The organism is Pseudomonas sp. SORGH_AS_0199 (assembly GCF_031453735.1).
GTDB lineage: Bacteria > Pseudomonadota > Gammaproteobacteria > Pseudomonadales > Pseudomonadaceae > Chryseomonas > Chryseomonas aestiva.
Genome location: NZ_JAVJAE010000001.1, coordinates 3,891,339 through 3,917,810, shown reverse-complemented (window position 1 = coordinate 3,917,810; position 26,472 = coordinate 3,891,339). Strand labels below are relative to the sequence as shown.

24 protein-coding genes, 1 tRNA gene and 3 pseudogenes are annotated in these 26,472 nt (G+C 64.6%); 17 read left to right on the top strand and 11 right to left on the bottom strand.

Going from position 1 to position 26,472, the window contains the following annotated elements; genetic code table 11:
* The first annotated feature begins 10 nt into the window (after positions 1-10).
* A complete protein-coding gene (locus tag QE444_RS18335; protein WP_187979871.1) occupies positions 11-676 on the top strand; it encodes a YceH family protein in 666 nt (221 codons plus the stop codon).
* Here QE444_RS18335 and QE444_RS18330 read toward each other — a convergent pair.
* Genes QE444_RS18330 through QE444_RS18305 form a run of 6 tightly spaced genes read right to left on the bottom strand, consistent with a single transcriptional unit; the run spans position 664 to position 7,292 of the window.
* Positions 664-2,244 carry a BatD family protein gene (locus QE444_RS18330; RefSeq protein ID WP_309740622.1) on the bottom strand — a complete coding sequence of 527 codons (1,581 nt, stop codon included), beginning with the start codon at positions 2,242-2,244 and terminating at the stop codon, positions 664-666. The two genes, QE444_RS18335 and QE444_RS18330, sit on opposite strands and share 13 nt — an antisense overlap.
* Positions 2,241-3,914 carry a tetratricopeptide repeat protein gene (locus tag QE444_RS18325; RefSeq protein ID WP_309740621.1) on the bottom strand — a complete coding sequence of 558 codons (1,674 nt, stop codon included), beginning with the start codon at positions 3,912-3,914 and terminating at the stop codon, positions 2,241-2,243. Before QE444_RS18325 ends, QE444_RS18330 begins: the two co-directional genes overlap by 4 nt.
* On the bottom strand, positions 3,911-4,909 hold the full coding sequence (locus tag QE444_RS18320; protein WP_309740612.1) for a VWA domain-containing protein: 999 nt from the start codon (positions 4,907-4,909) through the stop codon (positions 3,911-3,913). The genes QE444_RS18325 and QE444_RS18320 overlap by 4 nt, the downstream gene beginning before the upstream one ends.
* Positions 4,902-5,396, bottom strand: a complete 495-nt coding sequence (locus QE444_RS18315) for a DUF4381 domain-containing protein (RefSeq protein ID WP_273861487.1) — start codon at positions 5,394-5,396, stop codon at positions 4,902-4,904. Before QE444_RS18315 ends, QE444_RS18320 begins: the two co-directional genes overlap by 8 nt.
* Positions 5,393-6,331, bottom strand: a complete 939-nt coding sequence (locus QE444_RS18310) for a DUF58 domain-containing protein (RefSeq protein WP_309740606.1) — start codon at positions 6,329-6,331, stop codon at positions 5,393-5,395. The genes QE444_RS18315 and QE444_RS18310 overlap by 4 nt, the downstream gene beginning before the upstream one ends.
* 1 nt (position 6,332) lies before the next feature.
* Positions 6,333-7,292, bottom strand: coding sequence for a MoxR family ATPase (locus tag QE444_RS18305; protein ID WP_133862363.1), 960 nt, complete (start codon positions 7,290-7,292; stop codon positions 6,333-6,335).
* Between the two features lie 317 nt (positions 7,293-7,609).
* Between QE444_RS18305 and QE444_RS18300 the strand changes: the two genes are divergently transcribed.
* Entirely contained in the window at positions 7,610-9,700 is a 2,091-nt protein-coding gene (locus tag QE444_RS18300; protein ID WP_309740601.1) for an LTA synthase family protein, read from the top strand.
* A 58-nt stretch (positions 9,701-9,758) separates the two neighbouring features.
* Here QE444_RS18300 and QE444_RS18295 read toward each other — a convergent pair whose 3' ends face one another.
* The 3 genes and pseudogenes from QE444_RS18295 to QE444_RS18285 form a co-directional block, all read right to left on the bottom strand.
* Entirely contained in the window at positions 9,759-9,974 is a 216-nt protein-coding gene (locus QE444_RS18295) for a cold shock domain-containing protein (RefSeq protein WP_166655908.1), read from the bottom strand.
* 120 nt (positions 9,975-10,094) lie between these two features.
* Positions 10,095-10,403, bottom strand: a pseudogene (locus tag QE444_RS18290) (cold shock domain-containing protein membrane protein); the annotation flags it as partial.
* A gap of 166 nt (positions 10,404-10,569) precedes the next feature.
* A complete protein-coding gene (locus QE444_RS18285; protein ID WP_132832088.1) occupies positions 10,570-11,040 on the bottom strand; it encodes a Dps family protein in 471 nt (156 codons plus the stop codon).
* A gap of 211 nt (positions 11,041-11,251) precedes the next feature.
* Between QE444_RS18285 and aspS the strand changes: the two genes are divergently transcribed.
* The 15 genes and pseudogenes from aspS (at position 11,252) to QE444_RS18210 (ending at position 23,148) form a co-directional block, all read left to right on the top strand.
* Entirely contained in the window at positions 11,252-13,027 is a 1,776-nt protein-coding gene (gene aspS, locus QE444_RS18280) for an aspartate--tRNA ligase (RefSeq protein ID WP_133861231.1), read from the top strand.
* A gap of 105 nt (positions 13,028-13,132) precedes the next feature.
* Positions 13,133-13,879, top strand: a complete 747-nt coding sequence (locus QE444_RS18275; protein WP_309740595.1) for a YebC/PmpR family DNA-binding transcriptional regulator — start codon at positions 13,133-13,135, stop codon at positions 13,877-13,879.
* A complete protein-coding gene (gene ruvC, locus QE444_RS18270; RefSeq protein WP_007160336.1) occupies positions 13,879-14,439 on the top strand; it encodes a crossover junction endodeoxyribonuclease RuvC in 561 nt (186 codons plus the stop codon). Before QE444_RS18275 ends, ruvC begins: the two co-directional genes overlap by 1 nt.
* A 46-nt stretch (positions 14,440-14,485) precedes the next feature.
* Positions 14,486-15,088, top strand: a complete 603-nt coding sequence (ruvA, locus tag QE444_RS18265; protein ID WP_133861229.1) for a Holliday junction branch migration protein RuvA — start codon at positions 14,486-14,488, stop codon at positions 15,086-15,088.
* 4 nt (positions 15,089-15,092) lie between these two features.
* Positions 15,093-16,145, top strand: a complete 1,053-nt coding sequence (gene ruvB, locus QE444_RS18260; RefSeq protein WP_133861228.1) for a Holliday junction branch migration DNA helicase RuvB — start codon at positions 15,093-15,095, stop codon at positions 16,143-16,145.
* A gap of 51 nt (positions 16,146-16,196) precedes the next feature.
* Positions 16,197-16,646 (top strand): tol-pal system-associated acyl-CoA thioesterase, encoded by a 450-nt coding sequence (gene ybgC / locus QE444_RS18255; RefSeq protein WP_309740585.1) that lies wholly within the window; start codon positions 16,197-16,199, stop codon positions 16,644-16,646.
* Between the two features lie 2 nt (positions 16,647-16,648).
* Positions 16,649-17,341 (top strand): protein TolQ, encoded by a 693-nt coding sequence (gene tolQ / locus QE444_RS18250; protein ID WP_133861226.1) that lies wholly within the window; start codon positions 16,649-16,651, stop codon positions 17,339-17,341.
* A gap of 11 nt (positions 17,342-17,352) precedes the next feature.
* On the top strand, positions 17,353-17,799 hold the full coding sequence (gene tolR / locus QE444_RS18245; RefSeq protein ID WP_133861225.1) for a protein TolR: 447 nt from the start codon (positions 17,353-17,355) through the stop codon (positions 17,797-17,799).
* Complete coding sequence (gene tolA / locus QE444_RS18240; RefSeq protein ID WP_252977172.1) at positions 17,796-18,902, top strand: cell envelope integrity protein TolA; 1,107 nt, start codon at positions 17,796-17,798, stop codon at positions 18,900-18,902. Before tolR ends, tolA begins: the two co-directional genes overlap by 4 nt.
* Positions 18,899-20,197: a Tol-Pal system beta propeller repeat protein TolB gene (tolB, locus tag QE444_RS18235; protein WP_133861224.1), complete on the top strand. Its 1,299-nt coding sequence runs from the start codon at positions 18,899-18,901 to the stop codon at positions 20,195-20,197. Before tolA ends, tolB begins: the two co-directional genes overlap by 4 nt.
* A gap of 59 nt (positions 20,198-20,256) precedes the next feature.
* On the top strand, positions 20,257-20,778 hold the full coding sequence (gene pal, locus QE444_RS18230; RefSeq protein WP_007160328.1) for a peptidoglycan-associated lipoprotein Pal: 522 nt from the start codon (positions 20,257-20,259) through the stop codon (positions 20,776-20,778).
* A 6-nt stretch (positions 20,779-20,784) separates the two neighbouring features.
* Positions 20,785-21,612, top strand: a complete 828-nt coding sequence (gene ybgF / locus QE444_RS18225; RefSeq protein WP_133861223.1) for a tol-pal system protein YbgF — start codon at positions 20,785-20,787, stop codon at positions 21,610-21,612.
* A gap of 71 nt (positions 21,613-21,683) precedes the next feature.
* Positions 21,684-22,334, top strand: a complete 651-nt coding sequence (gene queE / locus QE444_RS18220; protein ID WP_309740570.1) for a 7-carboxy-7-deazaguanine synthase QueE — start codon at positions 21,684-21,686, stop codon at positions 22,332-22,334.
* A 2-nt stretch (positions 22,335-22,336) separates the two neighbouring features.
* Positions 22,337-23,012 (top strand): annotated as a pseudogene (gene queC / locus QE444_RS18215) (7-cyano-7-deazaguanine synthase QueC).
* 60 nt (positions 23,013-23,072) lie between these two features.
* Positions 23,073-23,148 (top strand) — tRNA-Lys (locus QE444_RS18210).
* 77 nt (positions 23,149-23,225) lie between these two features.
* Here the strand turns inward: QE444_RS18210 and xerC are convergent.
* Positions 23,226-24,455: a site-specific integrase gene (gene xerC, locus QE444_RS18205; RefSeq protein ID WP_309740568.1), complete on the bottom strand. Its 1,230-nt coding sequence runs from the start codon at positions 24,453-24,455 to the stop codon at positions 23,226-23,228.
* A pseudogene (mobH, locus tag QE444_RS18200) lies at positions 24,452-26,315 on the bottom strand (MobH family relaxase). Before mobH ends, xerC begins: the two are co-directional and overlap by 4 nt.
* Between the last annotated feature and the right edge of the window lie 157 nt (positions 26,316-26,472).

Below are 26,472 nucleotides of genomic sequence, written 5' to 3'. Positions count from 1 at the left end.
GGAGTCCGCCATGAGCCAAGCAGTCACCCCAGCTTTTGCCGAAGAGCCGCTGGAGGCTACCGAGATCCGCGTCCTCGGCAGTCTCATCGAGAAGCAGCTGACCACCCCGGAAAGCTATCCCCTGACCCTCAATGCCCTGGTGCTGGCCTGCAACCAGAAGACCAGCCGCGAGCCGGTGCTCAACCTCACCCCGGGCGAAGTGGGGCAGGGACTGCGACGTCTGGAGGAACGCGGCCTGGCCCGCCTGGTCATGGGCAGCCGGGCGGATCGCTGGGAACAGCGGCTGGACAGGGCCCTGGAACTCCCTCCACCCCAGTGGGTGCTCTGCGCCCTGCTGTTCCTGCGCGGGCCCCAGACCCTGGGCGAATTGCTGGCCCGCAGCGGCCGGATGCACGCCTTCGATGATATTGAGCAGGTGCGCCACCATCTGGAGCGGCTGATCGCCCGCGGCCTGGCCACCGGCCTGGGGCGACAGCCTGGCCAGCGCGAAGAGCGTTATCTGCATCTGTTCGGCAACGCGGCAGAACGCGATGCCCAGGTCGCGCAGCTGGGTAGTGCCGCCGAGAGCGCTACCCCTGCCGGCGGACGCGAAGGCCGGCTGGAGGCGCTGGAAGCCCGCATCGCCGCCCTCGAAGAGCGCCTGGCGCAGCTGGAAGAAGCCGCTCAGCGCGGATAGAGCGGTGGCAGGGTGTCGTGCACGGCTGCCGGCGTCAGCGGCGGCAGGGCATTGATCGCCTGCCATAGCGTCTCGCCCTGCCAGCGCTGACCGGCTTCGCTGTAGAGCGCCCCGTTGAGGTCGTCGAGCGCGGCGGCCAGGGGCTCGAAACGTGCCCCCATGGCCGCCAGGGTTTCCGGTTGCTGTCGGGCCCAGGCGTCCAGGGCATGACGGGTGACGTGGGGATCGTTGCTCTGGCAGGCGCGGCGCAGCTCTTCGCGCTGCAGGCGGCTGTCGAGATCGGGCACGGTCGGCAACACCGCCGGCTGACGGCGGGCGCGCCACCAGAGGCCGAAGCCGAGCAGGGTGGTCAGGGCGAAGAAGGCCGTCGCCAGCTGCCAGCGCCAGAGTCCCCGGTCACTGCCGGTGATCTTGGCCGCCGCTGATGCCACCGGTTGCAGCGTCGGATCCTCGGCGACCACCAGGGGCTGGGCGGGCAGGGTGGTGCGTTCGAGGGTATCGGTCTCGGTGTTCCACCAGACCACCTCCACCGGCGGCAGGACCTTGTCACCCGTGGATGTGGGAATCAGGGCGACCCGTTCCTCGCGTTGCCCGACCAGCCCGCGCGCCTGGGTCTGCAGCGACAGCCGCGGTTGCTCGGCATAGCGCTTCACGCCCTCGATCTCGGGCAGCACCAGCGGGGGGAGCTGACCGGGTGCCAGGCCTTCGGCACGCAGCTGCAGCGTGCGGGTCAGGGCGCTGCCCTCGCGAGCGTCTTCCGGCGCGGGATTCCATTGTTGCGTCAGGGTCAGGCTGCGCGCCGGCACCCAGGGCGTCTGCGGCGGATAACTGGCCGGTTGTGGCAGAACCTCCAGGGTCAGCGCCGGGGTGCGCAGCTGGATCGGCTGGCCAGCGCGCGAGCTGTCGTCGAGGCCACCGGCGAGGGTGGCGCTGAAGGTCTGGGGTGGCAGCACCAGGGTACCGCTCTGCAGGGGATGGATGGCGTAGCGCCATTCGATCACGCCATGCCGTACCCCCTCGACGTCGCGCTCGTAGACCTGGGGGGTGCCGAGCAGATCCACCCGCGCATCGCTGGGATTGGGCGGGGTGAGCACATGGTCGTCATAGAGCGCCACGGCGTGGTAGAGGCGGATGGTCAGGATGGTTTCCGCCTGTACATAGAGCCGGGTGCGCTCCACCGCGGCTTCCAGATAGACCGGTTCGCGGGTCTGGCGCCTGGCGGCGGTGGCCTCCACGGTAACCGTCAGCGGCTGGCTGCGGGCGCCGTCCAAGGTCAGGGCGGGAATGGTCAGGGCGCCGCTGGCCTTGGGTTGCAGGGTCACGTTCCAGCGCGTGGTCACCCGCTCACCGGGCGGCAGGCTGTTCTGCCGCACCCCGAGCACGCGGAAGTCCTGCTCGAGCGGGCCGAGATCGGGCTTGCCGAACTGGGCGGGGTCGGTGGTCTCGAGGATGAGCTCCAGCGTCTCGTTCTGACTGAGCTGGTTGCGCTCCAGACGGGCGCTGAGATCCGCCGCCTGGAGCAGGGGCGCGAGCAGCGCGAGGGGCAGCAGCAACGGATAGGACTTCATTGCAGCGCGTTCTCCTCGCGTTGTTGTTGCTGGTACCAGAACTTGCGGCGCAGCAGCTCGGCCGGGTTGTCGGGGATCTCCCGCAGCCACTGTTCGGCCGCCTGACGCTGTTCTTCCGCCAGGGGATCTTCGGCATAGGCGGGACTGACGAGCCAGTCCGCGCCGGCCTGGGCCTGCTGCTGCGGGCTGGCCGCGGCGGCTGCAGCGGACGGCGGGGTACCGCTATTGGCCGGTTCGTCCGCCTGGGCGCTGCTCTGGCTGGCGTTCTGCGCCTTGCGACTGCGGGCGGCGGCCTCGGCCTGGGCTGCGGCGCGTTGGGCGAGCAGGCGTTCGAGGCGATTGCGATTGCGCAGGGCGGGGGTCAGATCCGGGCGCAACACCAGCGCCGCCCGGTAGGCGCGCAGGGCCTCTTCCAGGCGTCCGGCCATGGCCAGGGCGTTGCCGCGATTGTAGTGGCCGTCCGCCGACGGATCCCGGGCGAAGGCCGCGGCGGCGCCGCTGAAGTCGCCGGCGCGATAGAGCGCCACGCCGCGCCAGCGCTCGTCGCTGAAGAGCTCGGCGGCCGCGCCAGCCTGGTCGTCGGCCAGCAGCTGCAGGGCCTGCTGGTCGCGCCGCAGCCAGAGGTCGTCCCAGCTGCCGGCCTGCGCCGGAGGGGGCGTCAGCAGCAGACAGAAGGGCAGGCTCAGCAGCCAGCCGCGGCGCGCGCCGCAGGCGACCAGGAGCAGCAGAGGCAGTAGCAACAGGTAACCCTGGTCGCGCCAGTCCGCAGGGGCCCGGCCGTCGCTGGCCCGCACAGCGCCGGGACGCTCCAGCAGGCCGAGACGGCGCAGGTCGCCGTCGTCACGCTGCAAGCGCTGATAGTGCCCGCCCAGTGCCTGGGCGACGCCCTGCAGGTGGCCTTCGTCCAGTCGGGCGATGCGGATGCCGCCGGCGGCGTCGCTCAGGTAGTTGCCGGTCTCGGCGGCCACCGGCGCGCCCTGGGGCGTACCCGGGCCGAGGATCGCCAGCTGGCGCAGTCGACCCTGCAGCTGGCGCTCGATACCCAGGCGCTCGCGGTCGTCTAGGTCGCTGGCGATGAGCAGCAACCGGGCACTGGCGCTGGGCGCCGGACCGAGCAGCTCCAGGGCCTGGGCGATCCCCAGGTCGGCGCGCTGCCCGGGCACCGGCATGATCGACGGCCGCAGCGCCTTGAGCAGGTTGTCCATGGTCGGCAGGTCGTCGGTCAGGGGCACCAGGGTGTGGGCGCTGCCGGCATAGACGACGATGGCGGTCTCGCCGTCCTGGCGCGCCTTGAGCAGATCCTGCAGCTTGCGCTGCACGGCCAGCAGGCGGTTCGGGGTGACGTCGGTGGCGAGCAGGTCGGGCGTCAGCGCCAGCACCACCACCAGCGGATCGTTGCGGCGAAAGCTCTGCGCTTCGCCCTGCTGCCAGCTGGGGCCGGCCAGCGCCAGACAGGCCAGCACCCCGGCCAGGCCCAGCAGCACCAGGCCAAGGGGCGAGCGCTGGCGATCGCTGTCACTGAGCAGCCAGGGTTGCAGCGCCGGAGGCAGCAGCGCCTGCCAGTGCCCGTGGCGATGCCGGCGTCGGCGCAGCGAGCCGATCACCAGGGCGACCGGCACCAGGGCCAGTAGCCACCCGGGACGCAGGAACAGCGGCAGCCAGTCGTTCATCGGGCCTTGCCTCCACGCTGCCAGCGCTGCGGCCACGGCAGGCGGCCGAGCGCCAGGGCCAGGCCGAGCAGCAGCGCCCCGGCCAGCGGCCAGGGATAGAGTTCACGGGTGGGACGGGCCTGGTCCGGCTGCTGGCGGATGGGTTCGAGGCGATCGAGCTGGCGCGACACGGCGGCCAGTTCGGTGCTGGATCTCACCCGGAAATAGGCGCCGTTGGTGACCTCGGCGAGGTGACGCAGCATGGGTTCGTCGAGATCGCTGGGTGTCGCGCTGGCGCCCAGGGTGTCCGGATCGGCACCGATGCCCAGGGTATAGACGCGTACCCGCTCGCTGGCCGCCAGGCTGGCCGCCACCTCGGGCGTCACCACGCCGCCGTTGCTGGCGCCATCGGTGACCAGGATCAGGGTGCGGCTGTTGTACGGCCGCTTGCGCAGGTGCTTGACCGCCAGGCCCACGGCGTCGCCCACCGCCGTGTTGCGCCCGGCCAGGCCGATCTGGGCTTCTTCGAGGAGGGCATGCACGGTGCGTCGGTCGGCGGTCAGGGGCGCCTGCAGATAGGCCTGGGAGCCGAACAGGATCAGGCCGACTCGATCGCCCTGGCGACTGTCGATGAAGCGGCCGAGCAGTTGCTTGACCAGCGTCAGGCGGCTGACATTCTCGTCGCCCAGCGGCATGTCCGGGGTGTCCATGGACCCGGAGACGTCCACCGCCAGCAAGAAGTCGCGCCCGCTTACGTCCAGCGGCTGGGGTGGTCCCACCCATTGCGGGCGCGCCGCGGCGGCCAGGATCAGTAGCCAGCCCAGCAGAAAGGGCAGCAGGCGGCGAGTGCCGCTCAGGCCGCCGGTGTGACGGATGCGTCCGCCCAGGTGTTCGAGTTCGCCGAGGAATTCCACGCGCAGGGCCGCCTGGCCGCTGTCGGCCGCGGGCAACAGCACGCGCAGCGCCCAGGGCAGCGGCAACAGCAGCCACAGCCAGGGCCAGGCGAATTCAAACATGCTTGCGGATCCAGGTGGCGACGGCGTCCTGCAGGCCGTCGATGACGCGGTCATTCAGGCGGCAGTCCGGGCGATAGCCGCCGTCCACCAGAATCATGTAGCGCGTCAGGCCGGCCGCCGGGCAGCGCGAATCGAGAAAGGCCAGCCAGTCGCGGCCGCTCAGGGTCTGGCTGAGCTGATCCGGATAGCTGGCGCGGCAGAGGCGCTTGAGCAGCGCATTCAGCGCCTGCAGCCAGGGTCCGGCCGGCGCGCCATAGGGACGCGGCAGGCGGGCCAGTTCGGCCAGGGCGGTGGTACGCAGATCCTCTTCGGTGGTCGCCTCGACGGGGAGCGCGCTGTCCAGCGGCCGCCGGCCGCGATGGTGGCGCAGAAAGAAACCCAGGGCCACCACGACCAGCAGCAGCAACCACCAGCCCGGCGCCGGTGGCCACCAGGCCGGTTCCGCTGGCAGCCGCAGCGGCTCCAGCGTCGGCAGGCCGGGGGTCACGAGGTGTACCCCGGGCGATGTTGCCGCAACAGGTGCCGCAGCTGTTCGACCAGATCGTCCGCCGTGGACAGCGGCAGCAGCGGAATGCCCAGGCGCAGGCTGAGTTCGGTCCAGCGTTCGCGGCGCTGCGCGGCCTGCTCGGCATAGCCCTGGCGGACGTCGGCGCGATCGGTATCCAGCTCGACCGCGGCCTGGCCGCTGGTGAAACGCAGCAGGCCGGCCTGGGGCAATGCATGATCCAGCGGATCGGAAAGCGGCAGCAGGACCAGGTCGCTGTGCCGCGAGAGCAGGGTGAGGTGCTGCTCGGTGGCCACGTCCAGGCTGCGCTCGTCGCAGATCACCAGCGCCAGGCTGCCGGGACGCAGCACCTCGCGAGCACGGCGCAGGACCTGGTTGAAGGTGATGCGCGGCACCTGGGCCAGGGCCGGGTCCTGCAGCGCCCGATTGGCGTTGATCAGGTGATCGAAGAAGCGCAGCAGATTCTGCTTGCTGCGTCGCGGGCGCACCTCGTGCAGGCGTTCGCCGCCGAAGATCATGCCGCCGATACGGTCGTTGTGCTCCAGCACCGCCCAGCCGATCAGCGCGGCCAGCCGCCCGGCCAGCACCGACTTGAATTGCTGGCGGGTGCCGAAGAAGGTGCGCGGACTCTGCTCCAGCAGGAGATAGACCGGGCGCTCGCGCTCTTCATGGAACAGCTTGGTATGGGGTTCGCGGGTGCGGGCGGTGACGCGCCAGTCGATGGCCCGGACATCGTCGCCGGGCTGATAGGCGCGCACCTGGTCGAAATCCACCCCGCGGCCGCGCAGGCGCGAATGGTGCAGGCCGATCAGCGGGCTGCGGCGTCCGGCGGCGGAAAACAGCTGCACCTCGACCACCCGGTGGCGCATTTCGATGAGCTCGGCCAGGCTCAGGGTCACGCCGTTGCGCTCGGCCATCTCAGGCCACGGCCACCAGATCGAGGATGCGCTGCACCACCCGGTCGTGATCAATGCCGGCGGCTTCCGCCTCGAAGGACAGGATGACGCGGTGGCGCAGGACGTCGAAGACCACCGCCTGGATATCCTCCGGGCTGACGAAGTCCCGCCCGGCCAGCCAGGCATGGGCGCGGGCGCAGCGATCCAGGGCGATGGAACCACGCGGGCTGGCGCCATAGGTGATCCAGTGCGCCAGGTCCTGGTCGAAGCGCCCCGGGGTGCGGGTCGCCATGATCAGCTGGACCAGGTATTCCTCCACGGCATCGGCCATGTACAGCCCGAGCACCTCGCGACGAGCCGCATTGATCTCCGCCTGGGTGACGCGCTCGGTTGGCAGGGTCTCGCCGTCCAGGGCCTCGCCACGGGCCTGGGCCAGGATGCGACGCTCCACGGAGGCGTCGGGGTAGCCGATCTTGACGTGCATCAGGAAGCGATCGAGCTGGGCCTCGGGCAGCGGATAGGTGCCTTCCTGCTCGATGGGATTCTGGGTGGCCATCACCAGGAAGAGGTCGGGCAGGGCATAGGAGGTGCGGCCGATGCTCACCTGGCGTTCGGCCATGGCTTCCAGCAGCGCGGACTGCACCTTGGCCGGCGCCCGGTTGATCTCGTCGGCGAGCACCAGATTGTGAAAGATCGGCCCCTGCTGAAAGGAGAAGGTCGCCGTGTCCGGGCGATAGATCTCGGTGCCGGTGATGTCGGCCGGCAGCAGGTCGGGCGTGAACTGGATGCGGTGGAAATCGGCCTCCAGGCCTTCCGCCAGGTCCTTGATGGCCTTGGTCTTGGCCAGCCCCGGGGCACCTTCCACCAGCAGATGACCATCCGCCAGCACCGCGATGAGCAGGCGCTCCACCAGGGTTTCCTGGCCAAGGATCTGGCTGGTCAGGTAGGTGCGAAGCATCTGCAGAGCGTCACGGTGAGCCATGGGACATCCTGAATACGGCACTGGAGCGGTCAAGGGTGCTGGATTTTACTGCAAGCGGCGGCTGCCGCCCATGCCTGTGCTGACGTCGCAACCAGAGCAGTCCTTGACGAAATTTTGACGAGCTCCTGCTCAGGCTGGGCGATTGACGGCGCGGTGGAGGTCTCGCTTCGGCCAAGCCCGAGCGGCCAAGACTGGCGCGATCGCGCCGGAGGGTTAAACTCCCACGCCTGCCGACCGCGCCCGAGGCCTCTGCGTGGCCGATCCCGAGCCGCTGGCCACGCGCCGCGAATCCCTGCTGCTTTTGACAAGGTGTTTTCATGTCGCAAACGGAAGTCCCCCAATCCCCGCGCACCCCCGGCATCCGCCCGGTGCCGACGCTGGGCAGCCACCTGAGCTTCGTCCTGGGCTGCGGCCTGGCGCTGCTGGTCATGTTCACCCTGCTGCGCCTGGCATTGCTGGCCTACAACACCGACCTGATCGGTGATTCGCCCTTCGCCACCTTCGCCGAGGCCTTCTTCAACGGCGCCCGCTTCGACCTGCGCCTGGTGGTCTATATCTGCGTGCCCTCGCTGCTCTGCCTGTTGAGTGCCAGAGCCATGGCCGCGCGCCGGTTGCAGGCCGGCTGGTTCACCCTGGCTGCCAGCCTCTGCCTGCTGCTGGGCGTCGGCGAGCTGAATTTCTATCGCGAATTCCACCAGCGCCTGAACAGCCTGGTGTTCCAATACATGCAGGAAGACCTGCACACCGTCACCAGCATGATCTGGAACGGCTTCCCGGTGGTGCGCCTGCTGCTGGCCTGGGCCGTGGCGACCCTGCTGCTGGGCCTGGTGTTCTTTGGCGTCGAGCGGGCCACACGGCGTCATGGCGCGGCGCGACCGGCCGCCTGGTATCGCCGGGGCGCGGTCTTCATGCTCTGCCTGGTGGTAGCCGTCATCGCCGCCCGTGGCACCCTGAGGTCCGGGCCGCCGCTGCGCTGGGGCGACGCCTATACCACCGATTCGATGTTCGCCAACCATCTGGGTCTGAACGGCACCCTGACGCTGATCAATGCCGCCGAGAACAGCTTCTCCGATCATCGCGACAACAGCTGGAAGGCCACCATGCCGGCCGCCGAGGCGCTGGCCACCACCCGGCAGCTGCTGCTGACCCCGCGTGACGAACTGATCGACGCCGACAAGGCTGCCGTCCGCCGGATCTACACCCCGCCCACCGACGGCCAACTGCCCAAGGTGCGCAACGTGGTGGTGATCCTCATGGAAAGCATGGCCGGTCGCTATATCGGCGCCCTGGGCAACGAAGACGGCATCACCCCCAACTTCGACGCCCTGGCCAAGCAGGGCACCCTGTTCACCCGCTTCTTTTCCAACGGCACCCATACCCACCAGGGCATGTTCGCCACCATGGCCTGCTTCCCCAATCTGCCGGCCTTCGAGTACCTGATGCGCATGCCCGAGGGCGCCCACCAGTTCTCCGGTTTGCCGCAACTGCTCAGCACCCGCGGTTTCGACGATGTCTACGTCTACAACGGCAACTTCCAGTGGGACAACCAGTCCGGCTTCTTCAGCAACCAGGGCATGACCCGCTTCGTCGGTCGCGAAGACTTCGTCAATCCGGTGTTCATGGACCCGACCTGGGGTGTCTCCGACCAGGACATGTTCGACCGCTCCGTGCAGGAACTGGACGCCCTGGCCAAGGCGCCGGACGGCAAGCCCTTCTATGCGCTGCTGCAGACCCTGTCCAACCACACCCCCTATGCACTGCCCAAGGACCTGCCGGTCACGCCGGTCACCGGCCACGGCTCGCTCGACGAGCACCTCACCGCCATGCGCTATGCCGACTGGTCGCTGGGGCAGTTCTTCGCCAAGGTCAAGCAGGAACCCTGGTACCAGGACACCCTGTTCGTCATCGTTGGTGACCATGGCTTCGGCAACAACGAGCAGATCACCGAGATGGACCTGTCGCGCTTCAACGTGCCGCTGCTGCTGATCGGTCCGGGCGTGCAGGAAACCTTTGGCGCCCGTCGCGACACCGTGGGCAGCCAGATCGACGTGGTACCCACGGTACTGGCCCGCTTCGGCAAGCCGACCCAGCACCAGTGCTGGGGCCGCGACCTGCTGGGCCTGCCCCAGGGCGATCCGGGTGTGGCGGTGATCAAGCCCTCGGGCAGTGACCAGACCGTGGCCCTGGTCACCGGCGATCGCATCCTGGTCAAGCCGCGTGATCGCGATGCCGTGCTCTATCGCTATCACCTGGGCACCCAGGCCGGTGGCGAGGTGCTCAAGGGCGACGCCAGCGCGCCCGAGCTGCAGAAGCGCCTGGAGGCCTTCATCCAGATCGCCACGGCAAGCCTGCTCGGCAACACCACTGGCATGAACGACAGCAAGGCAGCGGCCGCCCAGCGGCAGTAGCCTCGCGCGCCCATGAAAAAGGCCGCCCATGGGCGGCCTTTCTTTTGGCTGGTACGGATCAGGCCGCGATGATCACGTCCTCGGCCTGCAGACCCTTGTCGCGCTGGATCACCGAGAACTCCACGCGCTGGCCTTCCATCAGCACCCGATGGCCTTCGCCACGGATCGCGCGGAAGTGCACGAAGATATCGTCGCCGGTATCGCGGGAGATGAAGCCGAAGCCCTTGGAGGTGTTGAACCACTTCACCGTGCCGCGCTCGCGGTCATCGGCCAGCGGGCGTGCCGGGGCGGCCGCAACGGGCGCCGGACGCGCCGCCTGGCGCGGGCGTGCCTCGGCATCGACCACCGGCGCGCTGCCGGCCTGGCCGCGAAACTTCTCCGGCAGGCTGGCCAGGGCGGCGACCAGGGTCAGCGCCAGCGGCAGCAGCTCGGCCGGCAGGCCGCCGATCTGCTCGAGGGGCGCCAGCAGGATGAAGGTCTGGGCCACGACGGCGAGCACCAGCAGGACACTGGCGAGTTTCTGGGCGCCGCTGCTGCGGCTACGGGAGAAGGGTGTGAAGAGGAGGGTGGCAAGACCCAGCAGGGCCAGGTGGATGGACTCGGGTTGATCGAAGGACGAGGTATCGGACTGCAGTCCGGGAATCGCCGATAACAGGAGCGCAGCAGCGCCCACCACGACATGGACAGTAGATAACGTGTTCAATGTGAAATCACCTTGGGATAGATAGCACGGGTCTGCCGAAACTGCCGGAGCGGTGCCCGACAGCGGAATGACCCGGCGCGAAAAGCGCGTCCTTATTAAACCCAAAAGGTGAGGGCCGCTCAATCATGGCACCGTCGCGGGCCGTGGCCCGCGACGGTAGCCGGACTCAGGCGGCCAGCAGGCTGCGCAGCATCCAGGCGGTCTTTTCGTGGGTCTGCATGCGCTGGGTCAGCAGATCGGCGGTGGGCTCGTCGCTGACCTTGTCCAGCAGCGGGAAGATGCCCCGGGCGGTCCGCACCACGGCTTCCTGGCCCTGCACCAGCAGCCGGATCATCTCCTGGGCGTCCGGTACGCCTTCCTCTTCCTTGATGCTCGACAGCCGGGCGTAGGCGGCATAGGTGCCCGGCGCCGGGAAGCCGAGGGCGCGAATGCGCTCGGCGATGTCGTCCACGGCGACCGCCAGCTCGGTGTACTGGGTCTCGAACATCAGGTGCAGGGTGTTGAACATCGGCCCGGTCACGTTCCAGTGGAAGTTGTGGGTCTTCAGATACAGGGTGTAGGTGTCGGCCAGGAGGCGCGACAGGCCCTCGGCGATCTGGGCACGATCCTGTTCGGCGATTCCGATGTTGATTTCCATGCTGACGGCTCCTGTGCGTCGGTTGCGAAGGGCTCCGAGGCTATCACAGAACTGCTGGCCGTTTAGCCAGTGTTCGCGTGTCGAGCTGCGCGCCCGGCTACGGTAAAATCGTGACGGATGATATAGAATCTCCCGTTCAGTCGAGCACCCGGCCCTGGCGGCCCGGTGCCTCCACGCATTCAGCCTGTTCTAGAGAAGCGAAACCACGACCATGATGCGCAGCCACTATTGCGGCCAGTTGAACGAGAGCCTGGACGGCCAGGAAATCACCCTCTGCGGTTGGGTCCACCGCCGCCGTGACCACGGCGGGGTCATCTTCCTCGACATCCGCGATCGCGAAGGCCTGGCCCAGGTGGTGTTCGATCCGGATCGCGCCGAAACCTTCGCCAAGGCCGACCGCGTGCGCAGCGAATATGTCGTCAGGCTCACCGGCAAGGTGCGCCTGCGTCCCGAAGGCGCGCGCAATGCCAACATGGCCTCCGGCGCCATCGAGGTGCTGGGCTACGAGCTGGAAGTGCTCAACGAAGCGGAGACCCCGCCGTTCCCGCTCAACGAGTACACCGACGTCGGTGAAGAGACCCGCCTGCGCTATCGCTTCATCGACCTGCGCCGTCCGGAGATGGCCGAGAAGCTCAAGCTGCGCTCGCGCATCACCTCCAGCATCCGCCGCTACCTGGACGAAAACGGTTTCCTCGACGTGGAAACCCCGATCCTGACCCGCGCTACCCCCGAGGGTGCCCGCGACTACCTGGTGCCCAGCCGGACCCATCCCGGCAGCTTCTTCGCCCTGCCGCAGTCGCCCCAGCTGTTCAAGCAGCTGCTGATGGTCGCCGGCTTCGATCGCTACTACCAGATCGCCAAGTGCTTCCGTGACGAAGACCTGCGTGCCGACCGCCAGCCGGAATTCACCCAGATCGACATCGAGACCAGCTTCCTCGATGAAAAAGACATCATGGACATCACCGAGACCATGGTGCGCAACCTGTTCAAGGAAGTGCTGGACGTCGAATTCGGCGAGCTGCCGCACATGACCCTGGCCGAAGCCATGCGTCGCTTCGGTTCCGACAAGCCGGACCTGCGCATCCCGCTGGAGCTGGTGGACGTGGAAGACCAGCTCAAGGACGTCGACTTCAAGGTCTTCGCCGGTCCGGCCAACGATCCCAAGTGCCGCGTCGCCGCCCTGCGGGTACCGGGCGGGGCGAGCATGCCGCGCAAGCAGATCGACGACTACACCAAGTTCGTCGGCATCTATGGCGCCAAGGGCCTGGCCTACATCAAGGTCAACGAGCGCGCCGCCGGCGTCGAGGGCCTGCAGTCGCCCATCGTCAAGAACATCCCGCTGGACAACATCAACGTCATCCTCGACCGCGTCGGTGCGGTGGATGGCGACATCGTGTTCTTTGGCGCGGACAAGACCAAGGTCGTCTCCGAAGCCCTGGGCGCGCTGCGCATCAAGCTCGGCCACGACCTCAACCTGCTGACCTGCCAGTGGGCGCCGCTGTGGGTGGTCGACTTCCCGATGTTCGAGGAAAACGACGATGGCAGCCTGACCGCCATGCACCACCCCTTCACCTCGCCCAAGTGCGACCCGCAGGCGCTCAAGGCCAATCCGGGCGCAGCCCTGTCGCGGGCCTACGACATGGTGCTCAACGGCACCGAGCTGGGTGGCGGTTCCATCCGTATCCACGACAAGAAGATGCAGCAGGCGGTCTTCGAGGTTCTCGGCATCAGCGCCGAGGAACAGGAAGAGAAATTCGGCTTCCTGCTGGACGCCCTCAAGTTCGGTGCACCGCCCCACGGTGGCCTGGCCTTCGGTCTGGATCGCCTGGTGATGCTGATGACCGGCGCCTCCTCGATTCGCGAAGTCATCGCCTTCCCGAAGACCCAGAGCGCGGCCGACGTCATGACCCAGGCGCCCGGCGCCGTGGATGCCAAGGCCCTGCGCGAGCTGCACATCCGCCTGCGCGAGCAGCCCAAGGCGGAATAGGTCCTATCGGAGGAGGGCGCCCAGGTGGATGCCCTCCGTTTCCCTTTTCAGTGCGCCGCGGCCCTCGCCGCCGGTGCCGTCTTCGTCAAGAGATTGGAGTAGCTTATGGCCGGTCATTCCAAGTGGGCCAACATCAAGCATCGCAAAGAACGCCAGGATGCCAAGAAAGGCAAGATCTTCACCAAGATCATCCGTGAGCTGACCGTGGCCGCGCGCCAGGGCGGCGGCGCTCCTGCCGACAATCCCCGCCTGCGTCTGGCGGTGGACAAGGCGCTGACCGCCAACATGACCCGCGACACCATCGACCGGGCCATCGCCCGTGGCGTGGGTGCCGGCGAAGGCGAGAACGTCGAGGAACTGACCTATGAAGGCTACGCCCCGAGCGGTGTCGCCATCATCGTCGAAGCCATGACCGACAACCGCAACCGTACCGCGGCCGAAGTCCGCCACGCCTTCAACAAGTGCGGTGGCAACCTGGGTACCGACGGTTCGGTGGCCTATCTGTTCGAGCGCAAGGGCCAGATCAGCTATGCCCCCGGCCTGGACGAAGACGCCCTGATGGAAGCGGCCCTGGAAGCCGGTGCCGACGACGTGGTGGCCAACGACGATGGCTCCATCGACGTCTTCACCAGCTTCGCCGACTTCATCGCCGTCAACGAAGCCCTGACCGCCGCCGGCTATAAGGCCGACGAAGCCGAGGTGACCATGATCCCCTCGACCTCCGCGACCCTGGATCTGGACACCGCGCAGAAGGTGCTCAAGCTGATCGACATGCTCGAAGACTTGGATGACGTGCAGAACGTCTATTCCAACGCCGACATCCCCGAGGATGTCATGGAGCAGCTCGGCTGATGTCCCTCTACGAGCGCCTGCCGCCCGATGCGCCCGGCACCCTGGTGCTGGGCATCGACCCGGGCTCGCGGCTGACCGGCTTTGGCGTGGTGCGCGACACCGGGCGGGGCTGCGAATACGTGGCCTCCGGCTGCATCCGTACGGGAAACGGTCCGTTGCCCGAGCGGTTACAGATCGTCTATCGCGGGGTGCGCGACGTCATCGCCCAGTACGGGCCGGTCACCATGGGCATCGAGCAGGTGTTCATGGCGCGCAACGCCGATTCGGCGCTCAAGTTGGGTCAGGCCCGGGGGGCGGCCATCGTCGCCGGTGCCGAGGGTGGCCTGGAGATCTCCGAGTACACCGCGAGCCAGGTCAAGCAGGCCGTGGTCGGCAACGGCGGGGCGGACAAGCAGCAGGTAATGCTGATGGTCATGCACCTGCTGCGGCTGACCGAAAAGCCGCAGATCGACGCCTCCGATGCCCTGGCCATCGCCCTGTGCCATGCCCATACCCGGCAGAGCCTGGTGCCTCATGGCCTGCTGGCCACCCGCCGCCGCGGCGGTCGTCTGCGGCTCTAGTCCTATTCGCTCAACCCTCTCGCTCCAACGTTAGGAAGGTAACCCTGTGATCGGTCGTCTACGTGGCACCCTGGCGGAAAAGCAGCCGCCGCATCTCCTGCTCGACGTGGGCGGAGTCGGCTACGAGGTCGAAGTGCCCATGACGACCCTTTATCGGCTGCCGGCCCAGGGTGAAATCGTCACATTGCATACCCACCTCGTGGTACGGGAAGATGCGCACCTGCTGTATGGGTTCGGGGAAAAGCGCGAGCGTGAGCTGTTTCGCGAGCTGATCCGGCTCAATGGTGTCGGCCCCAAGCTGGCCCTGGCGTTGATGTCCAGTCTCGAGGTGGATGAATTGGTTCGCTGCGTGCAAGCCCAGGACACGGCCGCCCTGGTCAAGGTACCAGGGGTGGGCAAGAAGACTGCCGAGCGCCTGCTGGTCGAGCTGAAGGACCGCTTCAAGGCCTGGGAAAGCCTGCCCGGCATCGCTCCCCTGGTCCTGCCGAACCAGGCCGCCGTCGTGGCCAGCGCCGAGGCCGATGCGGTCAGCGCCCTGGTCGCCCTGGGCTTCAAGCCCCAGGAAGCCAGCCGCGCCGTCGCCGCCGTGGAGGGGGAAGACCTTTCCAGCGAGGAACTCATCCGTCGCGCCCTGAAGGGCATGGTCTGATCCCATGATAGAAACCGATCGCCTCATCTCGGGCACTGGCCGCGACCGTGAGGAATTCCAGGATCGCGCCATCCGTCCGGTGCGTCTGGCCGACTACATCGGCCAGCCGGTGGTGCGCGACCAGATGGGGCTGTTCATCCAGGCCGCGAAGGGCAGGGGCGAGGCCCTCGACCACACCCTGATCTTCGGCCCACCCGGCCTGGGCAAGACCACTCTGGCCAACATCATCGCCCAGGAAATGCAGGTTTCCCTGAAGAGCACCTCGGGCCCCGTGCTGGAACGCCCGGGCGATCTCGCCGCGCTGTTGACCAACCTGGAAGCCGGTGATGTGCTCTTCATCGACGAGATCCATCGACTCTCACCCATCGTCGAGGAGGTGCTCTATCCGGCGATGGAGGACTACCAGCTCGACATCATGATCGGCGAGGGTCCGGCGGCTCGCTCCATCAAGCTGGATCTGCCGCCCTTCACCCTGGTCGGCGCGACCACCCGCGCCGGCATGCTGACCAATCCGCTGCGCGACCGCTTCGGGATCGTCCAGCGTCTGGAGTTCTACGGCACCGCGGATCTGGCCACCATCGTCACCCGCTCGGCCGGCATTCTCGGTCTCGCCATCGAGGCCGAGGGAGCCATGGAAATCGCCCGCCGGGCGCGTGGCACGCCGCGGATCGCCAATCGCCTGCTGCGGCGGGTGCGGGACTTCGCCGAGGTGCGCGGGCAGGGTCACATCAGCCACGACATCGCCAGTCGTGCCCTCGATCTGCTGGACGTCGACGCCCAGGGTTTCGATCACCAGGATCGCCGTCTGCTGCTGACCATGATCGACAAGTTCGACGGTGGTCCGGTGGGCGTCGACAGTCTCGCTGCCGCCATCAGCGAAGAGCGTCACACCATCGAAGACGTGCTGGAACCCTATTTGATCCAGCAAGGCTATATCATGCGCACGCCGCGCGGACGGGTGGTGACCCGCCATGCCTATCTGCACTTCGGGCTCAATCTGCCGACGCGTCTGGCCCAGGGTGGTACACCCGATCTGTTCGAGGTCAATGGTAATTAAATGCAGTTGCGAACATTTCTGATTGGCAACGGCGAGGCTAGGTTCTAGAGTATGCACGCGCAATCGCGGAGCCCGTCGCCGTCCGTCCTCAGGTGTCGTGTCTACTACGAAGATACCGATGCCGGCGGCATCGTCTATTACGTCAACTACCTCAAGTTCATGGAACGCGCCCGCACCGAGCGACTGCGCGCGCTGGGCTATGCCCAGTCCGAACTCGCCCGGGATGGTCTGCTGTTCGTCGTCCATAGCAGCGAAGCGCGCTACCATGCGCCCGCGCGACTGGATGACGAGCTGCTGATCGGTGCCGAGGTGGTCGAGGCGAAGCGCGTCAGCCTCAGGTTTCACCAAGAGGTCCGGCGCGCCAGGGACGCTGTCCTGCTCTGTGAAGGGTGGGTGACGGTCGCCTGTGTGCGTGCTGACAGCTTCAGGCCCAGGGCTATCCCTGCAGCCATGCGAACGGTTCTTGCCGGAAATCCGGCGTCAATTCAATCAGGAGATTAAGCGTGCAACCCAACGTCGACCATACGTCCATGTGGAGCCTCATTGCCAACGCCAGCTTGGTGGTGCAACTGGTGATGCTCATCCTGGTCGCAGCCTCTGTCACGTCCTGGATCATGATCATCCAGCGCGGCAATGCCATGCGCGCCGCCAAGCGTTCCCTGGATGCCTTCGAAGAGAAATTCTGGTCGGGCATCGATCTGTCCAAGCTGTATCGCCAGGCCGGCAGCAACCCCGATCCGGACTCCGGCGTCGAGCAGATCTTCCGCGCCGGCTTCAAGGAATTCTCCCGCCTGCGTCAGCAGCCCGGCGTGGATCCCGATGCCGTGATGGAAGGCGTCTCGCGCGCCATGCGCGTCGCCATCTCCCGTGAGGAAGAAAAACTCGATCAGGCCCTGCCGTTCCTGGCCACCGTCGGTTCCACCAGCCCCTATGTGGGTCTGTTCGGTACCGTCTGGGGCATCATGAACTCCTTCCGCGGCCTGTCCACTGCCCAGCAGGCGACCCTGGCCACCGTGGCTCCCGGCATCGCCGAAGCCCTGATCGCCACCGCCATCGGTCTGTTCGCCGCCATTCCCGCCGTCGTGGCCTACAACCGCTTCGCTGCCCGCTCGGAAATGCTGATCAACCGCTACTACACCTTTGCGGACGAATTCCAGGCCATCCTGCACCGCAAAGTCCACACCAGCGACGAATAAAGAGGTATCCCATGGTCCCTCGCCGCAAGAAACGCAAGCCCGTCGCCGAGATGAACGTGGTGCCCTACATCGACGTGATGTTGGTGCTCCTCGTCATCTTCATGGTGACGGCGCCCATGCTCAACCAGGGCGTCAAGGTCGACCTGCCCAAGGTCGACAGTCAGGCCCTGCCGCAAGACAACGACAAGCAGATCCTCACCGTCTCGGTGAAGGCCAACGGTACCTACTACTGGAACGTCGGTTCCGAGGTGGATACCGATCAGAAGGCCAAGTCCGAGACCGCGGTGTCGCTGCCCCAACTGAGTCAGCAGGTCGGTGCCATCATGCGTCAGCGGGCGGACACCCAGGTGTTCATCCGGGGTGACAAGGCTGCCAACTACGGTGTCGTGGCCGGCGCCATGGGTGCCTTGCAACAGGCCGGCGTGCCCAACGTCGGGTTGATTACCGAGGCGCCTTGATGCGACACCGCGAGCGTTCGTCGTCCGAAAGTTATTTCTGGCCGGTCATCTGGGCAGTCGCCCTGCATGTGCTGATTTTCGGCCTGCTGTTTGTCAGCTTCGCCTTCACCCCTGAATTGCCCCAGTCGCGTCCGGTCGTCCAGGCCACGCTGGTCCAGCTCAAGTCCAAGAGTTCCGCGCAGGTGCAGACCGAGCAGAAACTGGCGGGGGAGGCGAAGAAGACCGCGGCCAAACAGTACGAGCAGGAGCAGCTGGAGCAGCGCCGCGAGCAACAGGAAGCCCAGCGCGAAGCGGCGGCGGCCAAGGCGGCTCAGCAACAGAAGGAAGCCCAGCAACAGGCCGCGGAACAAAAGAAAGCCGACGACGCTCGAAAGGCGCAGCAAGCGGAAGCGGCGGCCAAAGCCGCCGAAGCCAAGGCTGAGGCCGAGAAACAGTCCGAGGCCGCCAAGGCGGCTGCGGAAGCCAAGCAGGCTGTCGAGCAGAAGAAGCAGGCGGATATCGCCAAGAAGAAGGCCGACGAAGCCGCCAAGCAGAAGGCAGCCGACGAAGCGGCCAAGAAGGCGGCGGCCGAAGCAGCCAAGCAGAAATCGGCGGAAGAGGCCAAGCAGAAGGCGGCGGCAGAAGCGGCCAAGAAAGAGGCTGCAGCCGAGGCTGCCAAGAAGAAAGCGGCAGACGACGCCAAGAAGAAGGCTGCCCAGGCAGCTGCACGCAAGGCGGCGGAAGACAAGAAGGCACAGGCGTTGGCCGAATTGCTGTCCGATGATACCCAGCGGCAGCAGGCACTGGCCGAAGAGCAGGGCGACGAGGTGGCATCGAGCTTCGATGACCTGATCGTGCGTCTGGTCAGCGAGCAGTGGACGCGACCGCAGTCGGCGCGCAACGGTATGAGCGTCGAGGTGCAGATCAACATGCTGCCAGACGGCACCATTACCAGCGCGACGGTTACCCGCTCCAGTGGCAACAAGGAATTCGATAATTCAGCGGTATCGGCCGTGCGTAACGTCGGTCGTATCCGTGAGCTGCAGCAGCTGGATCGCAAGACCTTCGATCAGCTGTACCGTCAGCGCCGCATGATCTTCAAACCGGAGGACCTGAGTCTGTGAACACCCTGATCCGTTACATCCTGCTGGGCCTGGTCCTGGTGGTGGGCTCCGCCCAGGCGGCCGATCCGCTGGTGATCTCCAGCGGTAGTGATCGTGCCATTCCGATCGCCGTCGTGCCCTTCGGCTGGCAGGGTGGTCAGCCGCTGCCGGAAGACCTGGGCAATATCGTCAGCGATGACCTGCGCAACTCCGGGGTGTTCTCGCCGATTCCACGCCAGAACATGCTGAGTCAGCCGAGCCAGGCCAGCGAAGTCATCTTCCGTGACTGGAAGGCGCTGGGCGCCAATTACGTGCTGGTAGGCAATGTCGTGCCCAACGGTGGCCGCCTGCAGATCAGCTACGCCCTCTTCAACGTCTCCACCGAACAGCAGGTCCTGACCGGCAACGTCGGCGGCAGCACCGATCAGCTGCGCGACATGGCGCACTTCATTTCGGACCAGGCCTATGAAAAGCTGACCGGGGTGAAAGGTGCCTTCTCGACGCGCATCCTCTATGTGACCGCCGAGCGCTTCTCCGCCACCAACACCCGGTACACCCTGCAGCGCGCCGACTATGACGGTGCGCGTGCCGTTACCCTGCTGCAGTCGCGTGAGCCGATCCTGTCGCCGCGTTTCGCGCCGGATGGCAAGCGCATCGCCTACGTTTCCTTCGAGCAGCAGCGCCCGCGCATCTTCATGCAGTACATCGACACCGGTCGCCGCGAGCAGCTGACCAACTTCGAAGGCCTGAATGGCGCGCCAGCGTTTTCGCCCGATGGCAATCGCCTGGCATTCGTGCTGTCCAAGGATGGCAACCCCGAGATCTATGTGATGGATCTCGGCTCGCGTGCCATTCGTCGTGTGACGAATGACTCCGCCATCGATACCGAGCCCTTCTGGGGCAAGGATGGCCAGACCATCTATTTCACCTCCGACCGTTCCGGCAAGCCGCAGATCTACAAGACCAGCGCCAATGGCGGGGGTGCTGAGCGCGTGACTTTCGTCGGTAACTACAATGCCAACCCGAAACTTTCGGCGGATGAAAAGACCCTGGTCATGGTGCATCGTCAGGAAGGTTTCACCAACTTCCAGATCGCTGCGCAGGACCTCCAGCGCGGCTCTGTGCGGGTACTTTCCAACACCAGCCTCAACGATTCGCCCACTGTTGCGCCCAATGGCACCATGCTAATCTACGCCACCCGCCAGCAGGACCGAGGCGTACTGATGCTTGTCTCCATCAATGGTCGCGTCAGGATTCCTATTCCCACCGCCCAGGGTGACGTGCGCGAGCCTTCCTGGTCTCCTTACCTGAACTGACGGCTAATTAGAAAAGTCCTTAGTTACACCAACATTGCGGTTCTTTTAGGAGTTACATGATGGAAATGCTGAAATTCGGCAAGTTCGCTGCGCTGGCTCTGGCCATGGCCGTGGCCGTAGGCTGTTCCTCCAAGGGCGGCGACGCCTCCGGTGAAGGCGCTGGTGCTGGCGCTGGCGCCGGTGCTGTCGACCCGAACGCTGGCTACGGCGCCAACTCGGGTGCCGTCGACGGCAGCATGGGTGACGAAGCCGCTCTGCGCGCCATCACCACCTTCTACTTCGAGTACGACAGCTCCGACCTGAAGCCGGAAGCCATGCGCGCTCTGGACGTTCACGCCCGTGACCTGAAGGCCAGCGGCCAGCGCGTCGTTCTGGAAGGCAACACCGACGAACGCGGTACCCGCGAGTACAACCTGGCGCTGGGCGAGCGTCGTGCCAAGGCCGTTCAGCGCTACCTGGTGCTGCAGGGCGTGTCCCCGGCTCAGCTGGAGCTGGTGTCCTACGGTAAAGAGCGTCCGGTTGCCGTCGGTCACGACGAGGCTTCCTGGGCTCAGAACCGTCGCGTCGAGCTGAAGAAGTAATAAACGATGTCCAAGCGCCTGCAGTTCTTGATCGCCCTGACCCTTGGTGTACCGGTTGTCGCCGGGGCTCAGGTTCCCGTACAGGATGGTAGTTATGGCGTTGCCCAGTCCGCTGGGCAAGGCTATGGCAACGCAGGCGCGGCCAGTGCCGGAAACGGGGCTCCCGTTTCCGGCATGGGTCAACTGTTCATGCAGTTGCAGCAGATGCAGGACGATATCGCGCGCCTGCGTGGCCAGGTCGAGGTTCAGGAAAACGAGATCCGCCAGCTCAAGCAGGAAGGATTGGATCGTTACCAGGATCTGGATGGCCGTATTTCCCAGCTTTCTTCCGCTCCTGCCAATGCAGGTGCCGGAGCCGCTGCGGGTGCCGCCCAAGGGGGTGCCATCGCGGCCAACAATACGCCGACCCCACCTGCTTCCGCAGGAGCACCTGCCGCCAGTAGCGAACCGGGCGATCCAGCGAAGGAAAAGCTGTACTACGACGCTGCCTTCGATCTGATCAAAGCCAAGGATTTCGACAAGGCCAGTCAGGCGTTCAACGCCTTTCTGCGCAAATATCCCAACAGTCAGTACGCCGGCAACGCCCAATACTGGCTGGGTGAAGTGAATCTGGCCAAGGGCGATCTGCAGGCCGCAGGCCAGGCTTTCGCCAAGGTCAGTCAGGCCTATCCCACCAGCAACAAGGTGCCGGATTCGCTCTACAAACTGGGTGGGGTCGAGCAGAAGCTCGGCCGCACCGATCGGGCCAAGGGCATGTACCAGCAGGTCATCAGCCAGTATCCCGGAACCTCCGCTGCGCAACTGGCGCAGCGGGATCTGAAAAGCCTGCCCTAGCGCAGGCTTTTTTCTTCTATCTACCGCAACGGAGGCGGATGGCCTGTGTAGCTGTCACGCCCGTGGCTTTCATGCAAAAAGATACCCTACGTCTTACCGAAATCTTCTATTCGCTCCAGGGTGAAGCCCGCACTGCCGGTCTTCCCACCGTCTTTGTCCGCCTCACCGGCTGTCCCCTGCGCTGCCACTATTGCGACACGGCCTATGCCTTCACCGGCGGCGAGATCCATCACCTGGATGCCATCCTGGAGCAGGTCGCGAGCTACCGGCCGCGGCACATCTGCGTGACCGGTGGCGAGCCACTGGCCCAGCCCAATTGCCTCAAGCTGCTCGAACAACTGTGCGATGCCGGCTACCGGGTGTCCCTGGAAACCAGTGGCGCCCTGGATGTCAGTGGCGTGGATGTGCGCGTGAGCAAGGTCGTCGACCTCAAGACGCCAGGGTCGGGGGAGGTGGGGCGCAACCTGTACGCCAACCTTGACCACCTGACGCCCAATGATCAGATCAAGTTCGTCATCTGTTCCCGCGAGGACTATGACTGGGCGGTTTCCAAGCTGATCGAGTATCGCCTGGAACAGCGTGCGGGCGAGGTACTGTTCTCGCCCAGCCATGGCCAGGTGGTGCCGCGTGAGTTGGCGGAGTGGATCGTGACGGACAATCTGCCGGTGCGCTTCCAGCTGCAGTTGCACAAGATTCTCTGGAACGACGAGCCGGGACACTGAGCATGAATCAGCCTAAAGCGGTCATCCTTCTCTCTGGCGGCCTGGATTCCGCCACCATCGTCGCCATGGCCAAGGCTCAGGGCTTCGCCTGCTACACCATGAGTTTTGACTACGGCCAGCGCCATAGAGCCGAGCTGCAGGCCGCCGAGCGCGTGGCGCGTCAACTGGGGGTCGTCGAGCACAAGGTGATCGGCCTGGATCTCAACGGCATCGGCGGCTCGGCACTTACCGATCCGGATATCGCCGTCCCGGAGACCCCGGGCGAGGGCATCCCCGTCACCTACGTGCCGGCGCGCAACACCGTGTTCCTGTCGCTGGCACTGGGTTGGGCCGAGGTGCTTAGCGCCCGTCATCTCTTCATCGGGGTGAACGCGGTGGACTACTCCGGTTATCCGGATTGTCGGCCGGAATTCGTCGAAGCCTTCGAGCGCCTGGCCAATCTCGCCACCAAGGCCGGGTGTGGAAGGGGATAGCTTCAAGATCGAAGCCCCGCTGCAATTCCTCTCCAAGGCGCAGATTGTCCAGGCCGGCAGCCAGCTGGGCGTGGACTATGGCCTGACCGTCTCCTGCTACCAGGCCGACGACGAAGGTAAGGCCTGCGGGCGCTGCGACAGCTGCCGCCTGCGCGCCGAAGGCTTCAGGGCGGCGGGAATTTCGGACCCTACGCGCTACCAGTAAAAATTTTTCATCTAGGGTGTTGATTCTCCTGAGAAAATCGCTAGAATGGCGCCCACTAACGGGTCGTTAGCTCAGTCGGTAGAGCAGTTGGCTTTTAACCAATTGGTCGTAGGTTCGAATCCCACACGACCCACCATCTTCACCAGAAACCCTCCGCAATGGAGGGTTTTTGCGTCCTCGCAGCTAAAAACAAGCAGCCGTCTGGGGCGGAATCTAGCCCCGCGGTTTGATGATGTCAAATTGAATCATCTCGCTTCCTAGGCCTATTCCGTCTGGTTTAGGCAGGACATCTGTTTCCCTTCTGCTCTGGTATCCACGCCTCACTACCGCTGTAAGCGGACGCGCGCCATTGCTGATCCATTCTGCAAGCTGATCAAACGCCTCAGACGTCGAAGGTCCGGAGATGCTCGTCGGCTGCTGAAAGGGCAGCGAGGCGGATTGCATGGATGGATCCAGTCGCTGTTCCTGGTGTTGCCGGGTGCTGTAATCAACTCGAGCGATCAGGCTCTTTGGTACCTTCTCAGCACGCTCTTCGAGGACATGACGCATCTGGTGTGGATCCCTCTCGATGTATTCCATCGTGGTAGCGATGCTCGAGTGGTTCAGCAGGGCTTTGGCTACGTGAATGTTGCGATCAGCTTGTCGCATTAGGTCAGACGCTAATGTGTGCCGGAACTGATGCGGAGTCATCCGGGTTCCTACTATCCCCGTCAGCTTTCTGTACATTGCCTCAATCTGATTTATATCCATAGTTTCTCGTCTGTAGTGCGAGGAGAACCTATTGACGTTAAATAGCTGATCCGTGGCTTTGAAATGCAAAGAATCTGCCCGCGCTACAACGCGGTCTATGGACTCATAGAGAGGCCCAGGAATCGGTAAAAGAAACTCTTTATGAGTCTTGTCTCCTTCACTTCGAATATTAATGGTTCTACGTCTCAGGCAGATGTCTCGTTTCTGTATACTCAATAAAGAGTTCAGACGGATTCCGGTGTAGTGAAAGGTCTCGTAGACAGATAGCCAGAGCCAAGCTGGGGTTATGCTGCTTCGTTCGCCTGATACCCGTTCGATCTCTTGTAGCCTGATAAGCTGGTTGCGACCCTGGATAATAGCCTCGTGAGGCACAGTTTTTTTCTGCTTTCTGGGTGGCACTACTGAGGTGTCAGTGAAAGGATTTTTGCGAAGCGACAATAAGTCTTGAGAAATGGCGTAGCCGAAAAGGGTTTTGAGATGACTTGCATAGGTGTTCCAGCTGCGCTTGGCTAGGCCAGAATCCAAGGCCTCCTTGCGCCAGATTAGAACATCCCTATGATGGAGTTTTTCGAGTTCGACGTCATTGCCAAATCTTCTGCTTAATGCCCGGGCTGCTGCTAGGTAGATAACTCTAGTTGCTGGCCTGAGATCGTGAGTATCATTGTATTCGCTAGCGATATCGATGATATTCAATTTTCGCTAGCTCCCATATCCTGCAATCGCAGGCTAATATTATCGAATGGCGGATGCGTGAGGATTGCACCGGGGTCCTTCAAAATATAGCCTTTGAGCAGTTTGGATTTCCGCGGGCCGATGACCTCGCATGTCCATATATTTAGATTGTCCGGTGTCTTGCGGTTAGTTTTGAGTTTTTCAAATCCGCGTTGAACTAGCTGTCAGGATTCAATCCCTCTCGCCTTGGCTTCCCTCTGTAGGTGAGGATGCTCCAAGGCATAGCGCTTGAATAATCTGAGGCTGACGAGAAACGCAGTGCCATCCACTGTGTGAATCAGTGCTTTGGCGTCGTGATCACAAGCGTGTGTGAAAGCACGCCCTGCCGCGCCCAAGCTATGAAAGCTTGGCCGAGATCGCTGTGTCCTTGGCCGAAATTGCCTCTTCAGCTGAGTGCTCGGCGATGCAATCAGTGAAGCTGTTTCGCGTGACGTCGGGGAGCAGCTGAGAAGTTGGAATTTCTGAAGATGGAGCCGCTTCACCAAAGAGCTCATCTGCTAGTGCAAGGGTCTCGTCCATGGGGTCCAAACCGGTCTGGAATGCGGGCGGCGGCAGTGTTTCGGATGAGGGTACCTCCTGTGAAGATGTGATATGTGTCACGCTTTGTGGTATTGGGAGTGATGGCGTAGCGATATCACTCGCGGATGCAGGCCGCTGCTGATCTAGCTCGGTGTCTTCCGGCGGCTCGAGTGTGAAAGTGCCGGTAAATGGAGCTGGTCGATCCGCAGGATCTGGCCAAATCAACGTGGGGGAGACCTTGAGTAAGGTGAAGGTGTTCTTCCAGCCGTGGCCGGTGTCGATCGTTGCCTTCCAGATAGCCTTGTCCTGAGCGTTGACCTGGATGATGGCCTGGTCTTGGATCAGGTTGAAGAACGGTGCATTCGAGGTGGGCATACCTTCCACGCCTTGGGAGAGCATCAGTGCCCGCAGCTGGTCTGAGGCAGGCTTGCTGACGAGCCATAGCGCATCTTGGGTCAGCCACCCGTCCGAGGACCCATCTGGCTGGTTCAGCTTGAACTTCTCAATGACCAAGGTGCGCAACCCTTTAGCCAGTTGACGCTGGATCGTATTCTTGGGGGCCTCCATCGCACGTTGCGGGTTGGCGCCGAGCTCCTGGGCGACACTCGCCTGGTCGGCCTGGACGATCATCTCGCCCAGTACGCCAGCGTGCTGATATTGCCCGGCCAACACGAAGATCAGCGATGACCATAGCTCACGGTACTCACTGAGCCAGTCCAGCACGTGGGGAGGCAGCACCTGGAAATAGACGAGTGCTGAGGCAGCGCCATGAAGCTGGTAATCGCGACCTTTGACGTATCTGAAGCGGTAGGGCTGCTCAATGCGACCGTGCCAGGGGTGCCATGGCTTGCCATCCTCGAGGACGACTTCGATGTCGACGGCAATCTTGCCCAAGTCGTGGAGGAGGGCGCCGTAGGCTACCGCTGCTGACCACGCTTCGGCCTGGGCTGCTTGTGACTCAGGCGGTGCGCCAATGGGGAGGAGGTAGTTCTGCCTGATCTTCAGTGCGTAGGCGACGATCTCCAACCCGTGGTCGAGCAGGCCTTCGGGATAGGCATGGTGGTGGTTTTCCGAAGCTGGAAGCTGCTGGACCAGATCAGCGTAGCGCCCGAGAGGATCTCGATAGAGTGAGGCGAACTGCTCGCGGGACAGCGACGTCCGCTGCCAGATGTTCTCGATGAGCTTCTGCCGGCGGGGGAGCACCAGGATATCCTGGCCTGCAGACGGCTGGGTGAAGCCCTGTTTGCTGGACCCTGCAGGCGCGGAGGGTGGGGCTTTCTTCCTGAAAAAGAGATCGAACATGGCATGCCCTTGGTAGTTCTTGGGCCTGCGTTGTCGATCAGCAGCGGTGAGCGAACAATGGTAAACCGCTATCACGGCTCGGAAGGTTGGGAAGGCGGATGGCTACTATGGTCAGGAGCCTGGGCACCCTTTGCTGTTCGAAGCGGTGAAATGACCC

What these genes read in the sequence shown, in the direction of transcription:
- QE444_RS18335 (WP_187979871.1), top strand. Translation starts at nt 11, where the DNA reads ATGAGCCAAGCAGTCACCCCAGCTTTTGCCGAAGAGCCGCTGGAGGCT.
- QE444_RS18325 (WP_309740621.1), bottom strand. Translation starts at nt 3,914, where the DNA reads ATGAACGACTGGCTGCCGCTGTTCCTGCGTCCCGGGTGGCTACTGGCC.
- QE444_RS18310 (WP_309740606.1), bottom strand. Translation starts at nt 6,331, where the DNA reads ATGGCCGAGCGCAACGGCGTGACCCTGAGCCTGGCCGAGCTCATCGAA.
- aspS (WP_133861231.1), top strand. Translation starts at nt 11,252, where the DNA reads ATGATGCGCAGCCACTATTGCGGCCAGTTGAACGAGAGCCTGGACGGC.
- QE444_RS18300 (WP_309740601.1), top strand. Translation starts at nt 7,610, where the DNA reads ATGTCGCAAACGGAAGTCCCCCAATCCCCGCGCACCCCCGGCATCCGC.
- queE (WP_309740570.1), top strand. Translation starts at nt 21,684, where the DNA reads ATGCAAAAAGATACCCTACGTCTTACCGAAATCTTCTATTCGCTCCAG.
- QE444_RS18285 (WP_132832088.1), bottom strand. Translation starts at nt 11,040, where the DNA reads ATGGAAATCAACATCGGAATCGCCGAACAGGATCGTGCCCAGATCGCC.
- QE444_RS18320 (WP_309740612.1), bottom strand. Translation starts at nt 4,909, where the DNA reads ATGTTTGAATTCGCCTGGCCCTGGCTGTGGCTGCTGTTGCCGCTGCCC.
- ybgC (WP_309740585.1), top strand. Translation starts at nt 16,197, where the DNA reads ATGCACGCGCAATCGCGGAGCCCGTCGCCGTCCGTCCTCAGGTGTCGT.
- ruvC (WP_007160336.1), top strand. Translation starts at nt 13,879, where the DNA reads ATGTCCCTCTACGAGCGCCTGCCGCCCGATGCGCCCGGCACCCTGGTG.
- tolR (WP_133861225.1), top strand. Translation starts at nt 17,353, where the DNA reads ATGGTCCCTCGCCGCAAGAAACGCAAGCCCGTCGCCGAGATGAACGTG.
- QE444_RS18305 (WP_133862363.1), bottom strand. Translation starts at nt 7,292, where the DNA reads ATGGCTCACCGTGACGCTCTGCAGATGCTTCGCACCTACCTGACCAGC.
- QE444_RS18330 (WP_309740622.1), bottom strand. Translation starts at nt 2,244, where the DNA reads ATGAAGTCCTATCCGTTGCTGCTGCCCCTCGCGCTGCTCGCGCCCCTG.
- QE444_RS18275 (WP_309740595.1), top strand. Translation starts at nt 13,133, where the DNA reads ATGGCCGGTCATTCCAAGTGGGCCAACATCAAGCATCGCAAAGAACGC.
- pal (WP_007160328.1), top strand. Translation starts at nt 20,257, where the DNA reads ATGGAAATGCTGAAATTCGGCAAGTTCGCTGCGCTGGCTCTGGCCATG.
- ruvB (WP_133861228.1), top strand. Translation starts at nt 15,093, where the DNA reads ATGATAGAAACCGATCGCCTCATCTCGGGCACTGGCCGCGACCGTGAG.
- ybgF (WP_133861223.1), top strand. Translation starts at nt 20,785, where the DNA reads ATGTCCAAGCGCCTGCAGTTCTTGATCGCCCTGACCCTTGGTGTACCG.